Origin of the sequence: Saccharothrix lopnurensis, assembly GCF_042658445.1 — a bacterium.
GTDB classification, from domain to species: domain Bacteria; phylum Actinomycetota; class Actinomycetes; order Mycobacteriales; family Pseudonocardiaceae; genus Actinosynnema; species Actinosynnema lopnurensis.
Genome location: NZ_JBHSQO010000049.1, coordinates 24,019 through 41,331 on the forward strand (window position 1 = coordinate 24,019; position 17,313 = coordinate 41,331).

At 71.6% G+C, this 17,313-nt stretch carries 15 protein-coding genes, 2 tRNA genes and 1 other RNA gene; 6 read left to right on the forward strand and 12 right to left on the reverse strand.

The genetic code is table 11. From position 1 onward, the window contains the following. Window positions 1-11: 11 nt before the first annotated feature. Entirely contained in the window at window positions 12-641 is a 630-nt protein-coding gene (locus ACFP3R_RS31180) for an alpha/beta fold hydrolase (RefSeq protein ID WP_380641268.1), read from the forward strand. A gap of 100 nt (window positions 642-741) precedes the next feature. Here ACFP3R_RS31180 and ACFP3R_RS31185 read toward each other — a convergent pair whose 3' ends face one another. From ACFP3R_RS31185 to ssrA, 3 genes are all read right to left on the reverse strand, one after another. Then, a complete protein-coding gene (locus ACFP3R_RS31185) occupies window positions 742-1,536 on the reverse strand; it encodes an SDR family NAD(P)-dependent oxidoreductase (RefSeq protein WP_380641270.1) in 795 nt (264 codons plus the stop codon). Between the two features lie 118 nt (window positions 1,537-1,654). Next, entirely contained in the window at window positions 1,655-3,577 is a 1,923-nt protein-coding gene (locus ACFP3R_RS31190) for a hypothetical protein (protein WP_380641272.1), read from the reverse strand. 111 nt (window positions 3,578-3,688) lie between these two features. Further along, window positions 3,689-4,061: a transfer-messenger RNA gene (gene ssrA, locus ACFP3R_RS31195) on the reverse strand. 176 nt (window positions 4,062-4,237) lie between these two features. Between ssrA and ACFP3R_RS31200 the strand changes: the two genes are divergently transcribed. Next, window positions 4,238-5,488 (forward strand): sensor histidine kinase, encoded by a 1,251-nt coding sequence (locus ACFP3R_RS31200; RefSeq protein ID WP_380641274.1) that lies wholly within the window; start codon window positions 4,238-4,240, stop codon window positions 5,486-5,488. Continuing rightward, complete coding sequence (locus ACFP3R_RS31205) at window positions 5,476-6,120, forward strand: response regulator transcription factor (RefSeq protein ID WP_380641276.1); 645 nt, start codon at window positions 5,476-5,478, stop codon at window positions 6,118-6,120. Before ACFP3R_RS31200 ends, ACFP3R_RS31205 begins: the two co-directional genes overlap by 13 nt. A 33-nt stretch (window positions 6,121-6,153) precedes the next feature. On the opposite strand, the gene smpB is transcribed toward ACFP3R_RS31205, so the two are convergent. The 5 genes from smpB to ACFP3R_RS31230 form a co-directional block, all read right to left on the reverse strand. After that, window positions 6,154-6,630 carry an SsrA-binding protein SmpB gene (gene smpB, locus ACFP3R_RS31210; RefSeq protein ID WP_380641278.1) on the reverse strand — a complete coding sequence of 159 codons (477 nt, stop codon included), beginning with the start codon at window positions 6,628-6,630 and terminating at the stop codon, window positions 6,154-6,156. A 30-nt stretch (window positions 6,631-6,660) separates the two neighbouring features. Beyond that, entirely contained in the window at window positions 6,661-7,563 is a 903-nt protein-coding gene (ftsX, locus tag ACFP3R_RS31215) for a permease-like cell division protein FtsX (RefSeq protein WP_380641280.1), read from the reverse strand. Window positions 7,564-7,603: 40 nt separating this feature from the next. After that, a complete protein-coding gene (ftsE, locus tag ACFP3R_RS31220; RefSeq protein ID WP_380641282.1) occupies window positions 7,604-8,293 on the reverse strand; it encodes a cell division ATP-binding protein FtsE in 690 nt (229 codons plus the stop codon). 79 nt (window positions 8,294-8,372) lie between these two features. Beyond that, window positions 8,373-9,473, reverse strand: coding sequence for a peptide chain release factor 2 (prfB, locus tag ACFP3R_RS31225; RefSeq protein WP_380641284.1), 1,101 nt, complete (start codon window positions 9,471-9,473; stop codon window positions 8,373-8,375). A gap of 51 nt (window positions 9,474-9,524) precedes the next feature. Beyond that, window positions 9,525-10,025 (reverse strand): PadR family transcriptional regulator, encoded by a 501-nt coding sequence (locus ACFP3R_RS31230; protein ID WP_380641286.1) that lies wholly within the window; start codon window positions 10,023-10,025, stop codon window positions 9,525-9,527. A gap of 377 nt (window positions 10,026-10,402) precedes the next feature. On the opposite strand from ACFP3R_RS31230, the gene ACFP3R_RS31235 reads away from it, so the two are divergent. Then, a complete protein-coding gene (locus tag ACFP3R_RS31235) occupies window positions 10,403-10,600 on the forward strand; it encodes a hypothetical protein (RefSeq protein WP_380641288.1) in 198 nt (65 codons plus the stop codon). Window positions 10,601-10,642: 42 nt separating this feature from the next. On the opposite strand, the gene ACFP3R_RS31240 is transcribed toward ACFP3R_RS31235, so the two are convergent. The 3 genes from ACFP3R_RS31240 to ACFP3R_RS31250 form a co-directional block, all read right to left on the reverse strand. Then, window positions 10,643-10,716: transfer RNA gene (locus ACFP3R_RS31240), tRNA-Met, on the reverse strand. A 243-nt stretch (window positions 10,717-10,959) separates the two neighbouring features. Further along, window positions 10,960-11,033 (reverse strand) — tRNA-Met (locus tag ACFP3R_RS31245). A gap of 114 nt (window positions 11,034-11,147) precedes the next feature. After that, window positions 11,148-14,138: a UPF0182 family protein gene (locus ACFP3R_RS31250; RefSeq protein ID WP_380641290.1), complete on the reverse strand. Its 2,991-nt coding sequence runs from the start codon at window positions 14,136-14,138 to the stop codon at window positions 11,148-11,150. 106 nt (window positions 14,139-14,244) lie between these two features. On the opposite strand from ACFP3R_RS31250, the gene ACFP3R_RS31255 reads away from it, so the two are divergent. Continuing rightward, window positions 14,245-14,787, forward strand: coding sequence for a PPA1309 family protein (locus ACFP3R_RS31255; RefSeq protein WP_380641292.1), 543 nt, complete (start codon window positions 14,245-14,247; stop codon window positions 14,785-14,787). Between the two features lie 64 nt (window positions 14,788-14,851). On the opposite strand, the gene ACFP3R_RS31260 is transcribed toward ACFP3R_RS31255, so the two are convergent. Then, a complete protein-coding gene (locus tag ACFP3R_RS31260) occupies window positions 14,852-15,934 on the reverse strand; it encodes a YlbL family protein (protein WP_380641294.1) in 1,083 nt (360 codons plus the stop codon). Between the two features lie 80 nt (window positions 15,935-16,014). On the opposite strand from ACFP3R_RS31260, the gene ACFP3R_RS31265 reads away from it, so the two are divergent. Next, window positions 16,015-17,313, forward strand: coding sequence for a zinc-dependent metalloprotease (locus ACFP3R_RS31265; RefSeq protein ID WP_380641295.1), 1,299 nt, complete (start codon window positions 16,015-16,017; stop codon window positions 17,311-17,313).

Here is a 17,313-nt window from a genome sequence, read left to right on the forward strand (position 1 = left end):
AGGGTGGCCCGATGAGGGTGTTGGCACTGCACGGCGCGGGCGGGTCGCCCGCGGACTGGGCGCCGGTCGTCGAGGCGATGGCGGGCGGGCACGAGGTCGTGCCCCTGGAGCTGCGCGGCCCGTGGGACTGGGAGTCGGTGCTCGACCGGATCGAACCGCGCGCCACCGACAACCCGGCCGTGGTCGGCATGTCGCTGGGCGGCATGGTCGCCGCGCTGTGGGGGCGGCGGCACCCCGGGTGCCCGGCGGTGGTCGACATCGACGGGCACGGCGTGCCGACGCAGGCCCGGCGGTACCTCGACCCGGCGCCGCCGGCGGAGATCGACGCGCTGCGCGAGGCGTTCCGCGCCCACGGGGAGCCTGAGCTCCAGGAGGCTCTGGAGGAGCTGGACTGCTTCGAGGTGTTGCGCGAGGTCCGCTGCCCCGTGCTGCCGGCCGTGGCGACGCGGCCGATGGCCGGTCAGGCGCTGTTCGAGCCCTACCGGCGGGGGCTGGAGCGCGATCTCGCCACGCTGCCGGACCACGTCGAGGTGGTGCGCCTGGACGCCACGCACGCGGTCGCGTTCGAGCAGCCGCGGCTGGTGGCCGACGTGATCGAGAGGTACCTCGACGACCGCCGGCCCGGCCTCCCCCTGCCGTGAGGGACCTCCGCCGCCGCGGCGCACCGGCCCCCACCACCGGCCGCGGGTGACCGACGGCGGCCGTGGTCGGCGGCACGGGCCCCGACCACGGCCCCCGGGGTCAGAGCACCGAGCGCACCACACCGCCCTCGGCCCGCACCGCCGCGCCGTTGGTGATGGCGGCCAGCGGGCTGGCCAGGTAGAGCACCAGGTTGGCGACCTCGTCGGGCGTGGCGAACCGCTGGATCAGCGAGGTCGGCCGGTTCTCCTGGAAGAACCGGGCTTCGAGCTGGTCGCGGCCCAGCCCGGTCTGCGCGGAGGCGCCGTCCAGCATCCCCGCGACCCCCTCGGTGAGGGTGGGGCCGGGCAGCACCGTGTTGACCGTGACCGCGGTGCCCTTGGTCAGCTCCGCCAGCCCGCGCGCCAGCGCCAGCGTCGCGGTCTTGGTCACCGAGTAGTGCAGCATCTGCACGGCCATGTCCACGGCGGCGTCGCTGCTGATGAAGACGATCCGGCCCCGGTTGCGGGAGATCATCCGGTCCAGGTGGTGCCGCGACAGCCGCACCCCGCTCAGGACGTTGGTCTGGAAGTACCGCAGCCACTCCTCGTCGGAGATCTCCGGGAACGGCCGCAGCTCGAACGAGGACACGTTGTTGACCAGCACGTCGACGTCGGGCGCGGCCGCGATGACGACGTCGGAGCCCTCGGCCGTGCCGACGTCCGCGACGACCTCGACCACGTCGGCCCCCGGCACGGCGGCCGCCAGCCGCTTGCCGGCCTGGGCGAGCCGCTCGCCGTCACGGCCGTTGAGGACGACCTTGGCGCCCTCCCTGGCGAAGCCCTCGGCGATCGCGTACCCGATGCCCGCCGAGGATCCCGTGACCAACGCGGTCCTGCCCTGCAACTGAAGGTCCACTTGCACCTCTCCCGGTGAATCCGCTGGAACCCCGGACCCTAGGGCGGCCGCGACCGGCGCCGGGGCGGGTGCGGAAAAAGACCCGGCAGGCGGGTTCGGGGCCGCGCAACGCCCGTCCTCACCCGGCCCGCTCCGGCCTCGTCCGGAGCCTCCGCGCCACGCGGAGCGCGTTGCGCAGCGTGTTCTGCTGGGCGGGGTGCACGGCGGCGAACACCGCCACCGCCTTGCGCCTGCCCAGCCACGTCGACTCGGGGGCGAGCAGGTTCGCCAGCACCAGCAGGCGGTCGGCGGACGCCGGTTTCAGCCACGCCTCGTCGGCCAGGGTCTCCAGGCAGGCCAGTGCCGGGTCGCGGGTCTCCGGGTCCATCAACGCCCGGCCCGCCAGCACCGCCAACCGGTCCGCGTGGGTCACGACCAGCTCCTCCGCCAGGTCGTGGGGGTAGTAGCCGGTGGCCCACATCGCGACCGCCAGGCCCACCTTGGCGACGCGGCGGTTCGTCGTCCACGCGGTCACCACGTCCAGCACCCGCGTGCGGTGCTCCTCGACCCTGAGCAGTTGGAGGACCGCCGCCACCACCGCGTTGCGCGGGGTCCACTTGTCGGACCGGGCGATGATCTCCAGGCGGCGCAGGCAGTCGTCCAACGGCCGGGTCGACGCCTGCCCGAGGCTGAACCACACCACCGTCGCCTGCTGGTAGGCGGTGCCCCGCGACCACGACTCGACGGTGTTCTCGGCGAGTTCGCCGTACCGCTCCTCCAGGCGCGCCACGACCGCCGCCGCGAGCTGCTGGTGGTCGGCGGCCTGCTTGCGGGCCAGGTCTTCGACCAGCCTCAGCGGGTCGTGGGCGGGGATCTCGGTGACGATCGTGACCACTGCCCGCAGCACCGGCTCGTGAAAGCGCCGGATCATCGCGCGGGCGCGCATCCACCCCCACAACACCTCCTGCGCCAAGGGGTACTCGCGCCACAGCCTGCGCAGCACCGCGCCGGCCCACCCCTGGCGGGTGAAGTGGACCGTCTCCTCCCGCAGCCGCGGGTGCACCGGGTGGGCGCGGACCGCGGTGGCCGCGCCCACCGCGTCCAGCAGCTGCCCCTTCGAGGTGGCGAAGCAGGGGTTGCGCCGGAACCCGTCCTCCCCGACCTGCGCCCGGCGCAGGGCGTCGTCCAGCAGCAGCGCCTGGGCCATCACCTCGTCGTAGGGCTGGTTCTCCAGCAGGGCGACCGCGAACGACAGCGCGAGCTGGAGGTCCGACTGCTTCGCCAGGTGGCGCTCCACGGCGTGCTCGACGTCCTCGCGCAGTTCGCGCAGCGCCTCCTCGCACCCGAGCTGCCCCCGGGCGACCCGGACCGCGAGCCGCGCCGCGCGGACCGCCTTCTCCGGGGCGGCGTCGACCTCCAGCGCGAACTCGCCTTCGAGCGTGGCCACCGCGCGGTCGAGGTCCTCCCGGCACAGCCGGTCGAGTTCGGCCCTCGCCACGCCCGCGGCCGGCGGCGGGGTCAACCGCACGACGTGCTCCCGCGCGCCCCCCGGCACCTGGTCGGGTGTGTCGAGGACGATCACCAGGTGGCAGGCCGCGGCCCGCACCAGCCGGGACACCCGCTCGAACTCGGCGCGGTCGAACCGGTCCCCCGCAGCTCCGCGCACGTCCCAGATGTACCCGGTGCCGGTCTCCAGGCCGGCGAAAGTGCCCAGCGCGCGCACCGGGTTGGCCTCCACGACCTCGTCCGCGCCGATGTCGACCAGGAGCCGGCGCGCCGTGTAGGACCGGCCGGTGCCCGGACCCGCCAGCACGACGACACCGTGCTCGCGGAGGACGCGCCGCGCCGAGGCGTAGCGGTCGGTCGGTTCGAAGTGGCGCCGGACGTCGTCCAGCTCTGCCTCCGTCGCCCGCAGCACGACCAGCTCCTGCTCCGCGGTGACGCCGAAGTGGACACCCCCGGTGACGACGCCGGCCTGCACCCCCTGGAAGGCGCCGCCCGAGGCGTGGTTGTGGGTGGGGATCAGCCGCAGGTCGTCAGGGACCTCGTCCTCGTCGCTCACCGGCCCCATCCTGGCCGGCCACGGCCCCGCCTTCTCCCGCGAACTGCGGACAGGGGGCGGAACGCCGACCGAGAAGCAGCGCGACCCCTCCCCGGTGGGGAGGGGCCGCGGTGGTGGAGGTGCCGGGAATCGAACCCGGGTCCTCTGCCGGCTCATCAAGGCTTCTCCGTGCGCAGTCCGCTATGCCTCTACTCGACCCCGACGATCACGCGGACAAGTCGTCGTGACGGGCCCAGCCACTGTGGGTGTCCCAACCGTCCCCCGTGGCCGGGGACGGCGGTGAGCCTCCTAGCTGATGCCGGCGACCGGAGCGGAGGCACCTCCGGGCCGACAGCGTTGCTCCTAGCCTCAGGCGGCGAGGGCGAACGCGCGCTTGTCGTTAGACTCGGCGCTTATTGGTTTGCGATGACGCTTGCGGTGGTCTCTCGCCTGCACCGGCACGCTTCCCTTGAATCAACGTACAAAGTCGAAACCGTTCACCCCCTGGTCGTGGGTCCTGCTCCACCCATCATAACGCCCCGCCACCCCCCGTTCATCCCGAATAACGCCCACGAGGGGGTAGGGCTGTCCCCACCTGCTGTTCTCCGGCGCACCTGATGGCCCGACGTCACCCGGACCGGCGATGCTGGTCGGGTACATCGGCGGTGTGAGGTGGGGATCATGACGACGCGGACCGGCCCTGACGTGTTCCGGGCCAGCGGGTACCTCCTGCTCAACCTGGTGACCGGCCTCTTCTGGTTCTGCCTGCTGGTCCCGCTGGCCGCGGTGAGCGTCGGCACGGCGTTCGTCTGGGTCGGCCTGCCGCTGGGCGTGCTGACCCTGGTCCTGGCGCGCGGGGCGGCCGCCGGCGAGCGGGCGCTGGTCCGCGCGGCGCTGGGCGTCGACATCCCCGACCCGCACCGCCGGCTGCCCGCCACCGGCCTCGCCGACCGCGCCAAGACCGTCGTCAAGGACCCGGCGACCTGGCGCGACCTCGGCTACTGGCTGCTCATGCTGCCGCTGGGCGTGATCGAGTTCTCGCTCGTGCTGGCCCTGTGGACGACGGTCGCGGCCACCGCGCTCCTGCCCTTCTACCAGCACTGGCTCAGCGCCACGTGGGAGGTGCTGCTGCCCTGGGGCGACGTCTGGGCGATCGACACGTTCGCCAAGGCCATCCCGGTGAGCGTGCTCGGCGTGCTGCTCGCCCTGGTCGCCGCCCGGCTGGTCAAGGGCCTGGCCAGGGGGCACGCGGCGCTGGCGAAGGCGCTGCTCGGCCCCTCGCGCACGAGCCTGCTGTCCGCCGAGACCGAGCGGCTGTCGGCCAGCCGCGCGCGGGGCGTGGAGGCGGCCGAGGCCGAGCGCCGGCGCATCGAGCGCGACCTGCACGACGGCGCGCAGCAGCGCCTGGTGGCGGTGGCCATGGGCCTGGGCCGGGCGCGCGGCAAGCTCGACACCGACCCCGAGTCGGCCCGCGCGCTGATCGCCGAGGCGCACGCCGACGCCAAGCTGGCCATCTCGGAGCTGCGCGACCTGGCCCGCGGCATCTACCCGTCGGTGCTGGGCGACCGGGGCCTGGACGCGGCGCTGTCGTCGCTGGCCGCCCGGTGCCCCGTCCCGGTGACGGTGGTGGTGGACGTCGACCCGCGCCCGCCGACGGCGGTGGAGAGCACCGCCTACTTCACCGTCGCCGAGGCGCTGACCAACCTCGCCAAGCACTCCGGGGCGACCGCCGCGCACGTCGGCGTGACCCGCACGGAGGACTCCGTGGTCGTGGAGGTCGTCGACGACGGGCGCGGCGGCGCGCAGGCCCGCCCGGGGGGTGGGCTCGCGGGCCTGGCGGACCGGGCTGCGACGATCGACGGCGTGGTGGTCGTGCTGAGCCCCGTCGGTGGGCCGACCGTGATCAGGGCGGAGTTGCCGTGCGCGTGGTGATCGCCGAGGACTCGGTGCTGCTCAGGGTGGGCGTGCAGCGCCTGCTGGCCGACGAGGGCATCGAGACCGTCGCGGCCGTGGAGGACGGCGACGCGCTGCTGGCCGCGGTCGAGGAGCACCGGCCCGACCTGGCCCTGGTGGACGTGCGGATGCCGCCGACGTTCACCGACGAGGGCCTGCGGGCGGCGATCGAGGCGCGCAAGCGGGTGCCGGACCTGCCGGTGCTGGTGCTCTCGCAGTACGTGGAGGAGCGGTACGCCGTCGAGCTGCTGGCCGGCGGCTCGACCGGCGTCGGCTACCTGCTCAAGGAGCGGGTGGCGGACGTGGCCGAGTTCGTGGCCGCGGTGCGCCGGGTCGCCGAGGGCGGCACCAGCATCGACCACGAGGTCATGATGCAGCTGATGGTGCGGGCCAGGCGCAACCCGGTCGACGCGCTCACCCAGCGCGAGCGCGAGGTGCTGGGCCTGATGGCGCAGGGCCTGTCCAACGGCGCCATCGCGGCGTCGCTGGTCGTGTCGGACGGCGCGGTCGAGAAGCACGTGGGCAACATCTTCGCCAAGCTCGGCCTGGAGCCGAGCACCTCCGAGCACCGCCGCGTGCGGGCCGTGCTCGCCTTCCTCAACCTGGCGTAGCCGGCGGACGTCCCCGCCCGCCGGCCGCCGTGCTCAGTACCGGCCCTTCAACGCCCGCCCGTGCGCCCGCTGGATCTCCCGCTGGGCGTCCCGCTTGGCCAGGTCCTGGCGCTTGTCGTAGGACTTCTTGCCGCGCGCGAGCGCCAGCTCGACCTTGACGTACCCGTCCTTGAAGTACATCTGGAGCGGGATCAGCGAGAGCCCGCCCTCCTTGGTCTTGCCGATCAGCCGCTCGATCTCGTTGCGGTGCATCAGCAGCTTGCGCTTGCGGCGCACCTCGTGGTTGGTCCAGGTGCCCGCCACGTACTCGGGGATGTGCAGCGCGTGCAGCCAGATCTCGCCGTCGTCGACCTGGGCGAAGGCGTCCACGAGGGACGCCCGGCCCATGCGGAGGCTCTTCACCTCGGTGCCCACCAGCACGAGGCCCGCTTCGTAGGTGTCGAGGATGGTGTAGTCGTGCCGAGCCTTGCGGTTCGACGCGATCACCTTCTGACCGCGCTCCTTGACCATGACCGCAACCTTACGTGACCGCGCCGGCGATTAAAGGCGCACGTAGAGACGCAGCGTGACGTAGCCGGTGAGCGCCGAGATCAGGATCGCCACCCCCACCAGGACGGGTGCCAGGACCAGGATCTCGACCATGCTCACCTCCGGGATGATGTTGGACGAGAACAGCTCGCCCAGCACCCGGTTGAGCAGGAACACCTTGGTCACCACCAGCAGGCCGATCGCGGCTATCGCGCCGATCACACCGGCGACCACCGCCTCGATGAGGAACGGCAGCTGCGTGTACCAGCGGGTCGCGCCCACCAGCCGCATGATGCCGACCTCCGTGCGCCGGGTGAACGCCGAGACCTGGATGGTGTTCGAGATCAGCAGCAGCGCCGCGGCGGCCTGGAGCAGCGCCAGCGCCAGCGCCGCGTCGCGCACGCCGTTGAGGAAGCCGAACAGCCGGTCGAGGTCCTGGCTCTGGTCGTCGACGTTCTTCACGCCGGCCTTGCCGTTGAACTCCTGCACGATCACGTCCGACCGCTCGGGGTCCTCCAGCTTGACCCTGAACATGGCCGGGATGGCCTCCGGGCGGGCCAGCTTCACCAGCTCCGGCTGGGCCTCGAAGATCTTCTGGAACCGCTCGTAGCCCTTCTCGCGGTTCTCGAAGACGACGGTGTCGACCCCCGACATGGTCTCCAGGTCCGTGCGCAGGCCCCGGCACGGCTCCTGGGTGCAGTCCTTGTCGTTCGCGCTGATGTCGTTGGTCAGCATGACGGCCACTTCGAGCTGGCCCAGGTAGTCGTCCTGCATCTTGCCGACCATGTTGACGACCAGCAGGCCGACGCCGAACAGGAAGAGCGAGATCGCGGTCGTCAGCACCATCGCGATCGTCATCGTGACGTTCCGGCGAAGGCCGGTCACGACCTCGCTGAACACGAAGCTGGTACGCATCGGGGGAGCGTTCCTCAGGGTCGGGGGTCAGAGGGGGTGTTCAGCGGCCCACGCCGTACACGCCCCGCGCGTCGTCGCGGATGATGCGGCCGTTGTCGAGCTCGACCACGCGGCGGCGCATGGAGTCGACGATCGAGTGGTCGTGGGTGGCCATCATGACCGTGGTGCCGGTGCGGTTGATCCGCTCCAGCAGCAGCATGATGTCCTGGCTGGTGTCGGGGTCCAGGTTCCCGGTGGGCTCGTCGGCGAGCAGCACCAGGGGCCGGTTGACGAACGCGCGGGCGATGGCGACCCGCTGCTGCTCGCCGCCGGAGAGCTCGTGCGGCATCCGGTCGGCCTTGCCGTCCAGGCCGACCAGCTGGAGCACCTCGGGCACCACCTTCACGATGGTGTTGCGCGGCTTGCCGATGACCTCCAGCGCGAACGCGACGTTCTCCGCGACGGTCTTGGCGGTCAGCAGCCGGAAGTCCTGGAAGACGCACCCGATCGACTGGCGCAGGCGGGGGACCCGGCGCCGGGACATCTTGGCGACGTCGAAGTTGGACACGTACACGCGGCCCTTGCTGGGCACCTCTTCGCGCAGCAGCAGGCGCAGGAACGTGGACTTGCCGGACCCGGACGGCCCGATGAGGAACACGAACTCACCCTTGGCGATCTCGACGGAGACGTTGTCGAGCGCGGGGCGCGAGGAGGTCTTGTAGACCTTGGACACGTGTTCGAGGCGAATCACGAGGCGCGAGTCTACTCACCACGGCCGTAAAGCCCCCGTCTCGCCCATTTGCAGCACAGCCGGACGGGGGCTTGACCGATCAGGACTGCTGCTGCTTGCGCCAGCGGATGCCGGCCTCCAGGAACTGGTCGATCTCGCCGTCGAGCACGGCGGAGGGGTTGCCCACCTCGTGCTCGGTGCGCAGGTCCTTCACCATCTGGTACGGGTGCAGCACGTAGGAGCGCATCTGGTTGCCCCAGCTGGACCCGGTGTCCTTGAGCGCGTCCATCTTCGCCTGCGCCTCCTGGCGCTGCCGCTCCAGCAGCTTCGCCTGGAGGACGGCCATGGCGGTGGCCTTGTTCTGGAGCTGCGACCGCTCGTTCTGGCAGGAGACGACGATGCCGGTCGGCAGGTGGGTGATGCGGACCGCCGAGTCGGTGGTGTTCACGCCCTGGCCGCCGGGGCCGGACGACCGGTAGACGTCGACCCGCAGCTCCTTCTCGTCGATGTCGACGTGGTCGGACTGCTCGACCACGGGCACCACCTCGACGCCCGCGAACGAGGTCTGCCGGCGGCCCTGGTTGTCGAACGGCGAGATGCGCACGAGGCGGTGGGTGCCCTGCTCGACGCTCAGCGTGCCGTAGGCGTAGGGGGCGGTGACCCGGAACGTGGCGGACTTGATGCCCGCCTCCTCCGCGTAGGAGGTGTCGAACACGTCCACGCCGTAGCCGTGGCGCTCGGCCCACCGCGAGTACATCCGCAGCAGCATCTCGGCGAAGTCCGCCGCGTCCACGCCGCCCGCCTCGGCGCGGATGGTGACCAGCGCGTTGCGCTCGTCGTACTCGCCGGACAGCAGGGTGCGGACCTCCAGCGACGAGATCTCGTCGCGGAGCTTCGCGCGCTCGGTGTCGGCCTCGGCGAGGCTGCCCGCGTCGCCCTCGTCCTCGGCCAGCTCGTAGAGCACGCCGACGTCGTCCAGGCGGTCGCGCAGCCCGGTGATCCGCCGCAGCTCGCCCTGCTTGTGCGAGAGCTGGCTGGTGACGCGCTGGGCCGCCTCCTGGTCGTCCCACAGGTCGGGGCGGGCCGCGGCCTCCTCCAGCCCGGCGACCTGCGCGCGCAGCGAATCGAGGTCCATCACCGCCTCGATGCTCGCGAGCGTGGCGGAGAGGTCCTTGATGTCTGCTTCGACGTCGGGGTTCACGGCAGAAGATTACGCCAGTACCGGTCGCGGAGCGCGACCGGTTGGCGCGCCTCAGCCGTGCGGGATGGCGTCGAGCAGCTTGAGCACGGCCTTGGCGTGGGCCAGGCCGAACTCGGCCACCGCCTTGGCGTAGGCGTCCTCGGCGGTCTTGACGGCGGTCCGGGCGGCGTCCTGCTCGGCGCCGTAGGTGGCGCGCGCCGAGTCGATCAGGCCCTGCCGCTGCTTGGGCGTCAGCGAGCCCGCGTGCACCAGCCGCAGGATCAGGGGGCTGCGAAGGTGGTCCGGGCCCGGCTCGGAGAGCAGCCAGTTCTTGAACGCCTTCTTGCCCGCCGCCGTGAGGACGTACTGCTGGCTGGAGCGCGGTCCCTGCTTGCCGAGGCGCAGCAGGCCGGCGTCCGCCAGCGCGGGCAACTCGCGGTAGACCTGGCTGCGGGTGACGCTGAAGAACGCTCCGAAGCGCTCCCCTGCCTCAGCCACCAGCTGGCCACCGGTCTTGGGTCCGTCGTGCAGCAGCCCGAGCAGGGCGGCCGCGGTCGCATTCAGGTCCGACACACCACCAACCGTGCCACGCCGTGCGGCCGGTGTCCACAATGGTCAGCCGTTCCGTCCATTGTGGCTGATCACGGGCTAGCGGAGTTGGGCCAAGCGGAGCAACGGGAAGCTCCGCTCCGTAACCGGCGCCCCGTCCCCCACCACGCGTTCAGCCCCTTGACCAAAAATATCCACCCGAGCCGGAATCCCTTGCCCCCCAGTGGAACCGCACTATTGCGTTCACCCTAACGGCAGCGCCGGTGACGCCGCGCAGCCACAACCCGCCACCTCCCGAGGTCCCCGATAGCACAACTCGGTGATGTCGGCCGCCTGATCTGGCAAACACGGCCGGTGGTGAGACCATTACCACGGGTGTTCGTATTCCTGGGAGGTCAGCTGTGGGCATCAAATGGACGACGGGGACCAAGGTCGTGCGCAACGCCCGTGCGTGGGCGAGCGGCACCATCCCGGAGCAGGCGGCCAAGGACGAGTGCATGGTGTGCGGGAAGCAGATCCGCCGGCACCGCACGGTCAGCGGCGAGGGCCGGGTCTGCTCGCTGACCTGCGCGCAGTACTGGGCCGAGAACATGACCTGACAAAGCAAAAGGCCCCCTCGAAAGAGGGGGCCTTTCACACAGTAGCGGGGACAGGATTTGAACCTGCGACCTCTGGGTTATGAGCCCAGCGAGCTACCGAGCTGCTCCACCCCGCGTTGACAAGTACAACTATACACACCCGAAAACCCCCATTTCCAGGGGGGTCCCAAACCACCATTCCCGCAGCTCAACCCACATCCAGCCCCCAGGCCCGAGCCCTTCACCACCCACCCACCCCACAGTCCGGGGGGTGCAGGGGGGCGAAGCCCACCCTGCCCGGGGTCCGGGGGTCGGACCCCGGGTGTAAATGCGGAAAAGTCCCGTCTGCGCACTCCGCAGACGGGACTCATCCAACTTTGTAGCGGGGACAGGATTTGAACCTGCGACCTCTGGGTTATGAGCCCAGCGAGCTACCGAGCTGCTCCACCCCGCGTTGGTAATCATTACTCTACGCGGGAGTTGCCGCAGAAGGCAAATCGGGTGGCCCCGATGTGTCCGGGACCACCCGATCCAGTTGCTCGTTCAGCGGTTACCGCAGGTCAAGCGCTCAGCCGGTCGGCGTGGGCGACGGCTGCACCGCCGACGACGGGGCCTGCGTCGCGGCGGCGCTGGCCGACTCGAACCGCCTGGTGGCGTCGTCCAGGGCCTTGTAGGCGTTGCCCAGCGCGGCGAAGTCGCCGCTGGACTGCGCCGCCCTGATCTGCCCCAGCGCCGCCTGGATGTCCCGGACCGCCTGCTGGACGGTCGGGGACTGCCCGTCGCCGGTGTTCGGCGGCGCGGTCGGCGTCGTCGACGGCGTGTTCGACGGCGGCTGGTTGCCGTTGTTCTGGTCGGGGACCTGGGTGGAGGCGCCGGTGAGCACCTTCTCCAGGGCCTCGCTCAGCGTCGAGGCGTAGCCGACCTTGTCGCCGAAGCTGACCAGCACCTTGTAGAGCTGCGGGAACTGGGTGTTCTGGCTGGCCCGCTCGATGTAGATCGGCTCGACGTAGAGCAGGCCGCCGCCCACCGGGAGGGTGAGCAGGTTGCCGTACACGACGTTGGTCTGCCGCTGGGTGAGCAGGTTCAGCTCGCTGCTGACCTCACCGGAGGTCAGGAACTGCGTCTGGATCTGCTGCGGGCCCTTGGCCTCGTTGTTCAACGTGAGCACGCTGAACTTACCGTAGTTGTCCGGGTCGGACCTGACCGTCACGTACGAGGCCATGAACTCGCGGTTCTCGCGCACCAGGGCGCTGGTCAGCTGGAAGCTGACCTTGCTCTGGTCGCCGGTCGGGTCGCCCGCCAGCACGTAGAACGGCGGCTGCTGGTCGCGCTGCTGGCTGCTCTGCTGCTGCTGGGCCTCGACCGTGGTGGCGTTGTCGATGGTCGGGTCGGACGGCACGGCCCAGAAGGAGACACCCGAGTAGAAGTCGCGCGGGTTGTCCACGTGGTACCGGGCCAGGATCTCCCGCTGGACCTTGAACAGGTCCTCCGGGTAGCGCAGGTGCTCGCGCAGCGACGGCGACATGTCGCCGGCCGGCTTCACCGTGCCCGGGAACACGCCCTGCCACGCCTTGAGCACCGGGTCGCGCTCGTCCATCGCGTACAGGCTCACCGTGCCGTCGTAGGCGTCCACAGTGGCCTTGACCGAGTTCCGGATGTAGCTGATCTCCCGGTTCGGCTGCTGCGCGACACCCGGCAGCGAGTCCCTCGTGGCGTCGCTCAGGGCGGTGCGGCGCGCGTAGGGGTAGTTGTCGAGCGTGGTGTAGCCGTCGACGATCCAGGTGATGCGGCCGTCGACCACGGCCGGGTACGGGTCGCCGTCCACGGTCAGCCACGGCGCCACGTCCTCGACGCGGTCACGCGGGTTGCGGTTGAAGATGATCCGCGACTCGTCGCCGATGGCCGAGTTGAACAGGATGTTCCGCTCGCCGTAGGCCGCGGCGAAGACCAGCTTGTTGAACAGCCCGCCGATGCGGACGCCGCCCTCGCCGTCGTAGGTGTAGGACGAGCCGTCGGTGTCGTACTCGCCGGGCGCGCCCTCGCCCCGGCCACCGACGATGGCGTAGTCGCCGGGCTGGCCCATCTCGCCGAAGTAGGTCCGCGGCTGCTCCACGCCGAACGGACCGGGCTTGACCTGCCCGTCCTGGCCGACCTCGGCCGCCTCGAACACCGGGTAGCCGCCGTTGCCGCCCTCGTCGACCGCCGAGTTGACCCTGCTGGCCTCGGCGAACACCATGCCGTTGCCGTGCGTGTAGATCAGGTGCTGGTTGATCCAGTCGCGCTGGGCCTGCGGGATGCCCGCGGTGTTCAGCTCGCGGACCGCCACGATGTAGTCCTGGAGCTGGTCGTCCACTTTGTACCGGTCGACGTCGAGCTTCGCCGGGAACGTGTAGAACGGCCGCAGCTGCTGGAACTGGGTGAACGTCTTGGAGATGACCGCCGGGTCGAGCAGCCGGACGTTGCCGACCGTCGCCTGGTCGTTGCGCAGCTCGTCCAGCGAGACGTTCTGCTTGCCGGCGTACGACTCGGTCTCGACCTTGTCGTCGGTCAACCCGTACGCCTGCCTGGTCGCCTCGATGTTGCGGCCGATCGACTCCGCTTCCTTCTCGATGGCGTTCGGCCGGACCGAGAACTGCTCCAGCACGGCCGGCCAGGCCGCGCCGACCAGGACGCTGGACAGCACCAGCAGCACGGTCGCGATCGCGGGGAGCTGGAGGTTGCGCAGCACCGCGCCCGCGAAGAAGGCCACCGCGCAGAACACGGCGATGAACAGCAGGATCAGCTTGGCGGGCAGCACCGCGTTGAGGTCGGTGTAGCTCGCGCCCTGGAACCGGGTGTTCCGGTCGGAGAACAGCAGCTGGTAGCGGTCGAGGAAGTACGCGGCCGCCTTGAGCAGCACGAACACGCCCGCGACGATGGCCAGGTGGGTGCGCGCGGGGCCGGACAGCTGCCCGCCGCGACCGGCCAGCCGGATGCCGCCGAACAGGTAGTGGGAGACCACCGCGCCGACGAACGACACGGCGGTGGCGATGAACAGCCACGACAGCAGCCAGGTGAAGAACGGCAGCTCGAAGGCGTAGAAGCCGATGTCGTGCCCGAACTCGGGGTCGGTCACCCCGAACTCGGTGCTGTTGAGGAACAGCTGGACCTGCTGCCAGTCACCCTGCGCCGAGGCGCCGGCGATCAGGCCGACCAGCGCGGGCAGGCCGATGGTGAACAGCCGCATCCGGTGGGTGACGACCGCGCGGTAGCGGGCCACCGGGTCGTCCGGCCCGGAGATCGGCACGAAGACCGGGCGGGCCCGGTAGGCGAGGATGAGGTTGAGCGCGACGAGGCCACCCACCAGCAGACCGACGGCGAGGAACAACCCGAACCGGGTCGCGAGCACCGTGCCGTAGACGCTGCGGAAGCCGACCTCGCCGAACCAGAGCCAGTTGACGTAGGTGCCGAGCAGCCTGGAACCGGTGATGAGACCGACCAGGACCACCGCACCGACGATGAGCAGAATCCGGCTGCGACGGGACAGCCTGGGCAGTCCGACCGGGGGCCGTGTGGCCACGGGGCACGCTCCTGGATCGCGGTAGTGGCGTTCGTACGATCTGTCCAACTCTACGGAGGGTCCCCGGGGTTCCCCGTTCGGTCCGCCGTTTCGGGTGGATGCGACCATGGCGGGCGTGTCAGCCGATGAGAAGCCCGTCGTGGTGCTGCCCGCGGTCGCCCGCGAGGTCGAGGAGTTCGTGTCCACCGGCGGGTGGAACCAGCCGACCCAGCTGTTCGCGCTGGTGCCGACCGCGGAGCTGCTGGCCCAGCAGCCCGAGCTGGCGGGCCAGCTCGATCCCGGGACGTCACCGCTGACCCCGATCGCGCAGGACTCGCTGCCCGACGCCGAGCTGGACCGGGCGCTGGCCGGCATCGTGTGGCCCGACGTCGTGCGCGGGTGCGCGCTGGCCCAGGAGATCGTGGTGCTGCCGCCCGAGGCCGAGGCGTGGCTGGCGGAGGAGGGCCTGGACGACGAGGCGGCGCGCCGGTTCGCCGCCGAGCACCCCGAGCGGCGCGAGGCGCGGCTGGTGGCGGCGGTGCTGCGGGACGGCTCGGCGGCGTGCGTGCTGCGGCTGCGCGGCACCGCGGAGGTGCCCGAGGAGGTCGTGGCGCACCCCGAGTTGGCGCCCAACCTGACGCACGCGCTGCTGGAGACGCTCAAGCCCTGATCGGGCCCGGTCCCCCGAACCCCGCGCGCCCGGCCGGTCACCTCGGTGACCGGCCGGGCGGCCTCTAGCAGGCGGGGGCGTCCCCACCCCGGTTCAGGCTCTCCAGTGAGCTCACGGCGTCGTCGAGGGTCTCGACCCTGACCAGCCTGAGGCCCTCGGGCGCCTGCTGCCTGGCCTCGGCGCAGTTGCCGGCGGGCACCAGGAAGACGGTGGCGCCGCCCTCGCGCGCGGCGACCATCTTGAAGGCGATGCCGCCGATGCGGCCGACCTCGCCCTTCTCGTTGATCTCGCCGGTGCCCGCGACGGACTCGCCGCCGTTGAGCTCGCCGGGGGTGAGCTTGTCGACGATGGCCAGCGCGAACAGCAGGCCGGCCGACGGGCCGCCGACGTCGCTCAGGCTGATCTTGATGTCGAACGGCACGTCGGCGCGGTCGAGCGGCAGCACGCCCAGGAAGCCGGTGTCGCGGCCCTCGGCCGTGCCCAGGGTCACCGCGGCGGTCCTGCGCTCCCCCTCGTGCTCGAAGGTCAGCTCCACCCGGTCGCCGGGCTTGGTGCCCTCCAGCGCGGGCCGCACGTCCTCGGCGGTGGCCACCGGCCGGCCGTTGACCGCCAGCAGCCGGTCGTTGGGCTCCAGCACCTGGTCGGCGGCGCTGTTCTCGGTGATCTCGGCGGCGACGACCTTCACCGGGTGGTCCAGGTAGCGCAGGGCGGCGACCTCGGCGCTGCTCTGCGAGTCCTCGAACGCCTTGACGTTCTGGTTGCGCACGTCCTCCTGCGACTCGCCGGGCCGGAAGAACTCCTCGCGCGGCGCGAGCGCGTGCCGGCCGCTGACCCACAGGCCGAGCGCGCCGAACAGCGAGACGTCGTCCATGAGCGAGACCGTGGTCATGGTCAGCCGACCGCCGGTCGGGAAGGTCCCCTGACCCTCGATCGACACCACGTCACCGCCGTTGACCTGGCCCAGCGTGTCGTAGGTCGGGCCGGGCCCCAGGGCCACGTAGGGCACCCTGGCGAACCCGCCGAGCAGGCCGAGGGCCAGCACGAGCAGGAGGCTGACCACGAGGGTCCACGTCCGCCTGGTCAGGCCGCGGCGCGGCGCGGCGGGGAGGGGGGCCGGTGCCTGGTCCACGGCGGTGCCTTCGCTCACGCCCCCAGCCTACGACCACCGCGTCACGCCCCTGGCGAACCGGTCCCGCGCGCGACCCCCGTCCCGCGTACCGTGGTGGCATGAGTGACCTGCCCTTCGGGTTCAGCTCCCAGGACCCCGACGACCGCGGCCGCAAGCCGGAGGACCAGGGGGGCGCGAACCCCTTCGACTTCAACCAGCTCGGCGCGATGTTGAGCCAGCTCGGCGCGATGTTCAGCAACGCGGGCACGTCGGCCGGGCCGGTCAACTACGACCTCGCCAAGCAGATCGCCCTCCAGCAGCTGGCCGCGCAGGGCGGCTCGTCCACCGGGTTCGGGCCGGACCAGAACAGCGCCGTGACCGACGCGGTGCACCTGGCGGAGATGTGGCTCGACCCGGTGACCACGCTGCCCGCCGGCGCGCGCAAGGCCGAGGGCTGGACCGCGCGGGAGTGGGTGGAGCGGACGCTGCCGACCTGGCAGCGGCTGTGCGACCCGGTGGCGCGGCGGGTGTCGGGCGCCTGGGTGGACGCGATGCCCGCCGAGGCCAAGGAGGCCGCCGGTCCCCTGCTGTCGATGCTCGGGCAGATGGGCGGCATGGCGTTCGGCTCGCAGCTCGGCGGCGCGCTGGCGCAGCTGGGCGCGGAGGTGCTGACCTCGTCCGAGGTGGGGCTGCCGCTGGGTCCGGAGGGCACGGCCGCGCTGCTGCCCGCCAACATCGAGAAGTTCACCGAGGGCCTGGAGCGGCCGGCGAGCGAGGTGCTGGTGTTCCTGGCCGCCCGCGAGGCGGCGCACCAGCGGCTGTTCAGCCACGTGCCGTGGCTGCGGCAGCGGCTGCTGGACACCGTGGAGGAGTTCGCGCGCGGCATCACGGTCGACACCTCGGCGCTGGAGCAGCTGGCCGGCCAGGTCGACCCGAGCAACCCGGCGAGCATCGAGGAAGCGATGAAGTCGGGGATGCTCGAACCCCAGACCACGCCCGAGCAGAAGGCCGCGCTGACCCGCCTGGAGACCCTGTTGGCCCTGGTCGAGGGCTGGGTGGACGTGGTGGTGAACGAGGCCGTCGGCGAGCGGCTGCCGGGCGCGGAGGCGCTGCGCGAGACCCTGCGCCGCCGGCGCGCGTCGGGCGGCCCGGCCGAGCAGACCTTCGCCACCCTGGTGGGCCTGGAGCTGCGCCCCCGCCGCCACCGCTCGGCCGCGGCCCTGTGGAAGCTCCTGGGCGACCAGTACGGCGCCGAGCAGCGCGAGAGCGTGTGGGAGCACCCGGACCTGGTGCCCACCTCCGAGGACCTGGACGACCCGCTGGAGTTCGCCGAGCGGTTCGGCCGGACCCGCAAGGCCCTGGAGGACCCGATCGCCGAGCTCCAGCGCACCCTGGACGAGAAGGACCCCGACGACTGA

Excerpts from the sequence above, each read along its gene's own strand:
- ACFP3R_RS31255 (WP_380641292.1), top strand. The coding sequence starts at position 14,245 with ATGGCGGGCGTGTCAGCCGATGAGAAGCCCGTCGTGGTGCTGCCCGCG.
- smpB (WP_380641278.1), bottom strand. The coding sequence starts at position 6,630 with ATGGTCAAGGAGCGCGGTCAGAAGGTGATCGCGTCGAACCGCAAGGCT.
- ftsX (WP_380641280.1), bottom strand. The coding sequence starts at position 7,563 with ATGCGTACCAGCTTCGTGTTCAGCGAGGTCGTGACCGGCCTTCGCCGG.
- ACFP3R_RS31200 (WP_380641274.1), top strand. The coding sequence starts at position 4,238 with ATGACGACGCGGACCGGCCCTGACGTGTTCCGGGCCAGCGGGTACCTC.
- ACFP3R_RS31265 (WP_380641295.1), top strand. The coding sequence starts at position 16,015 with ATGAGTGACCTGCCCTTCGGGTTCAGCTCCCAGGACCCCGACGACCGC.
- ACFP3R_RS31180 (WP_380641268.1), top strand. The coding sequence starts at position 12 with ATGAGGGTGTTGGCACTGCACGGCGCGGGCGGGTCGCCCGCGGACTGG.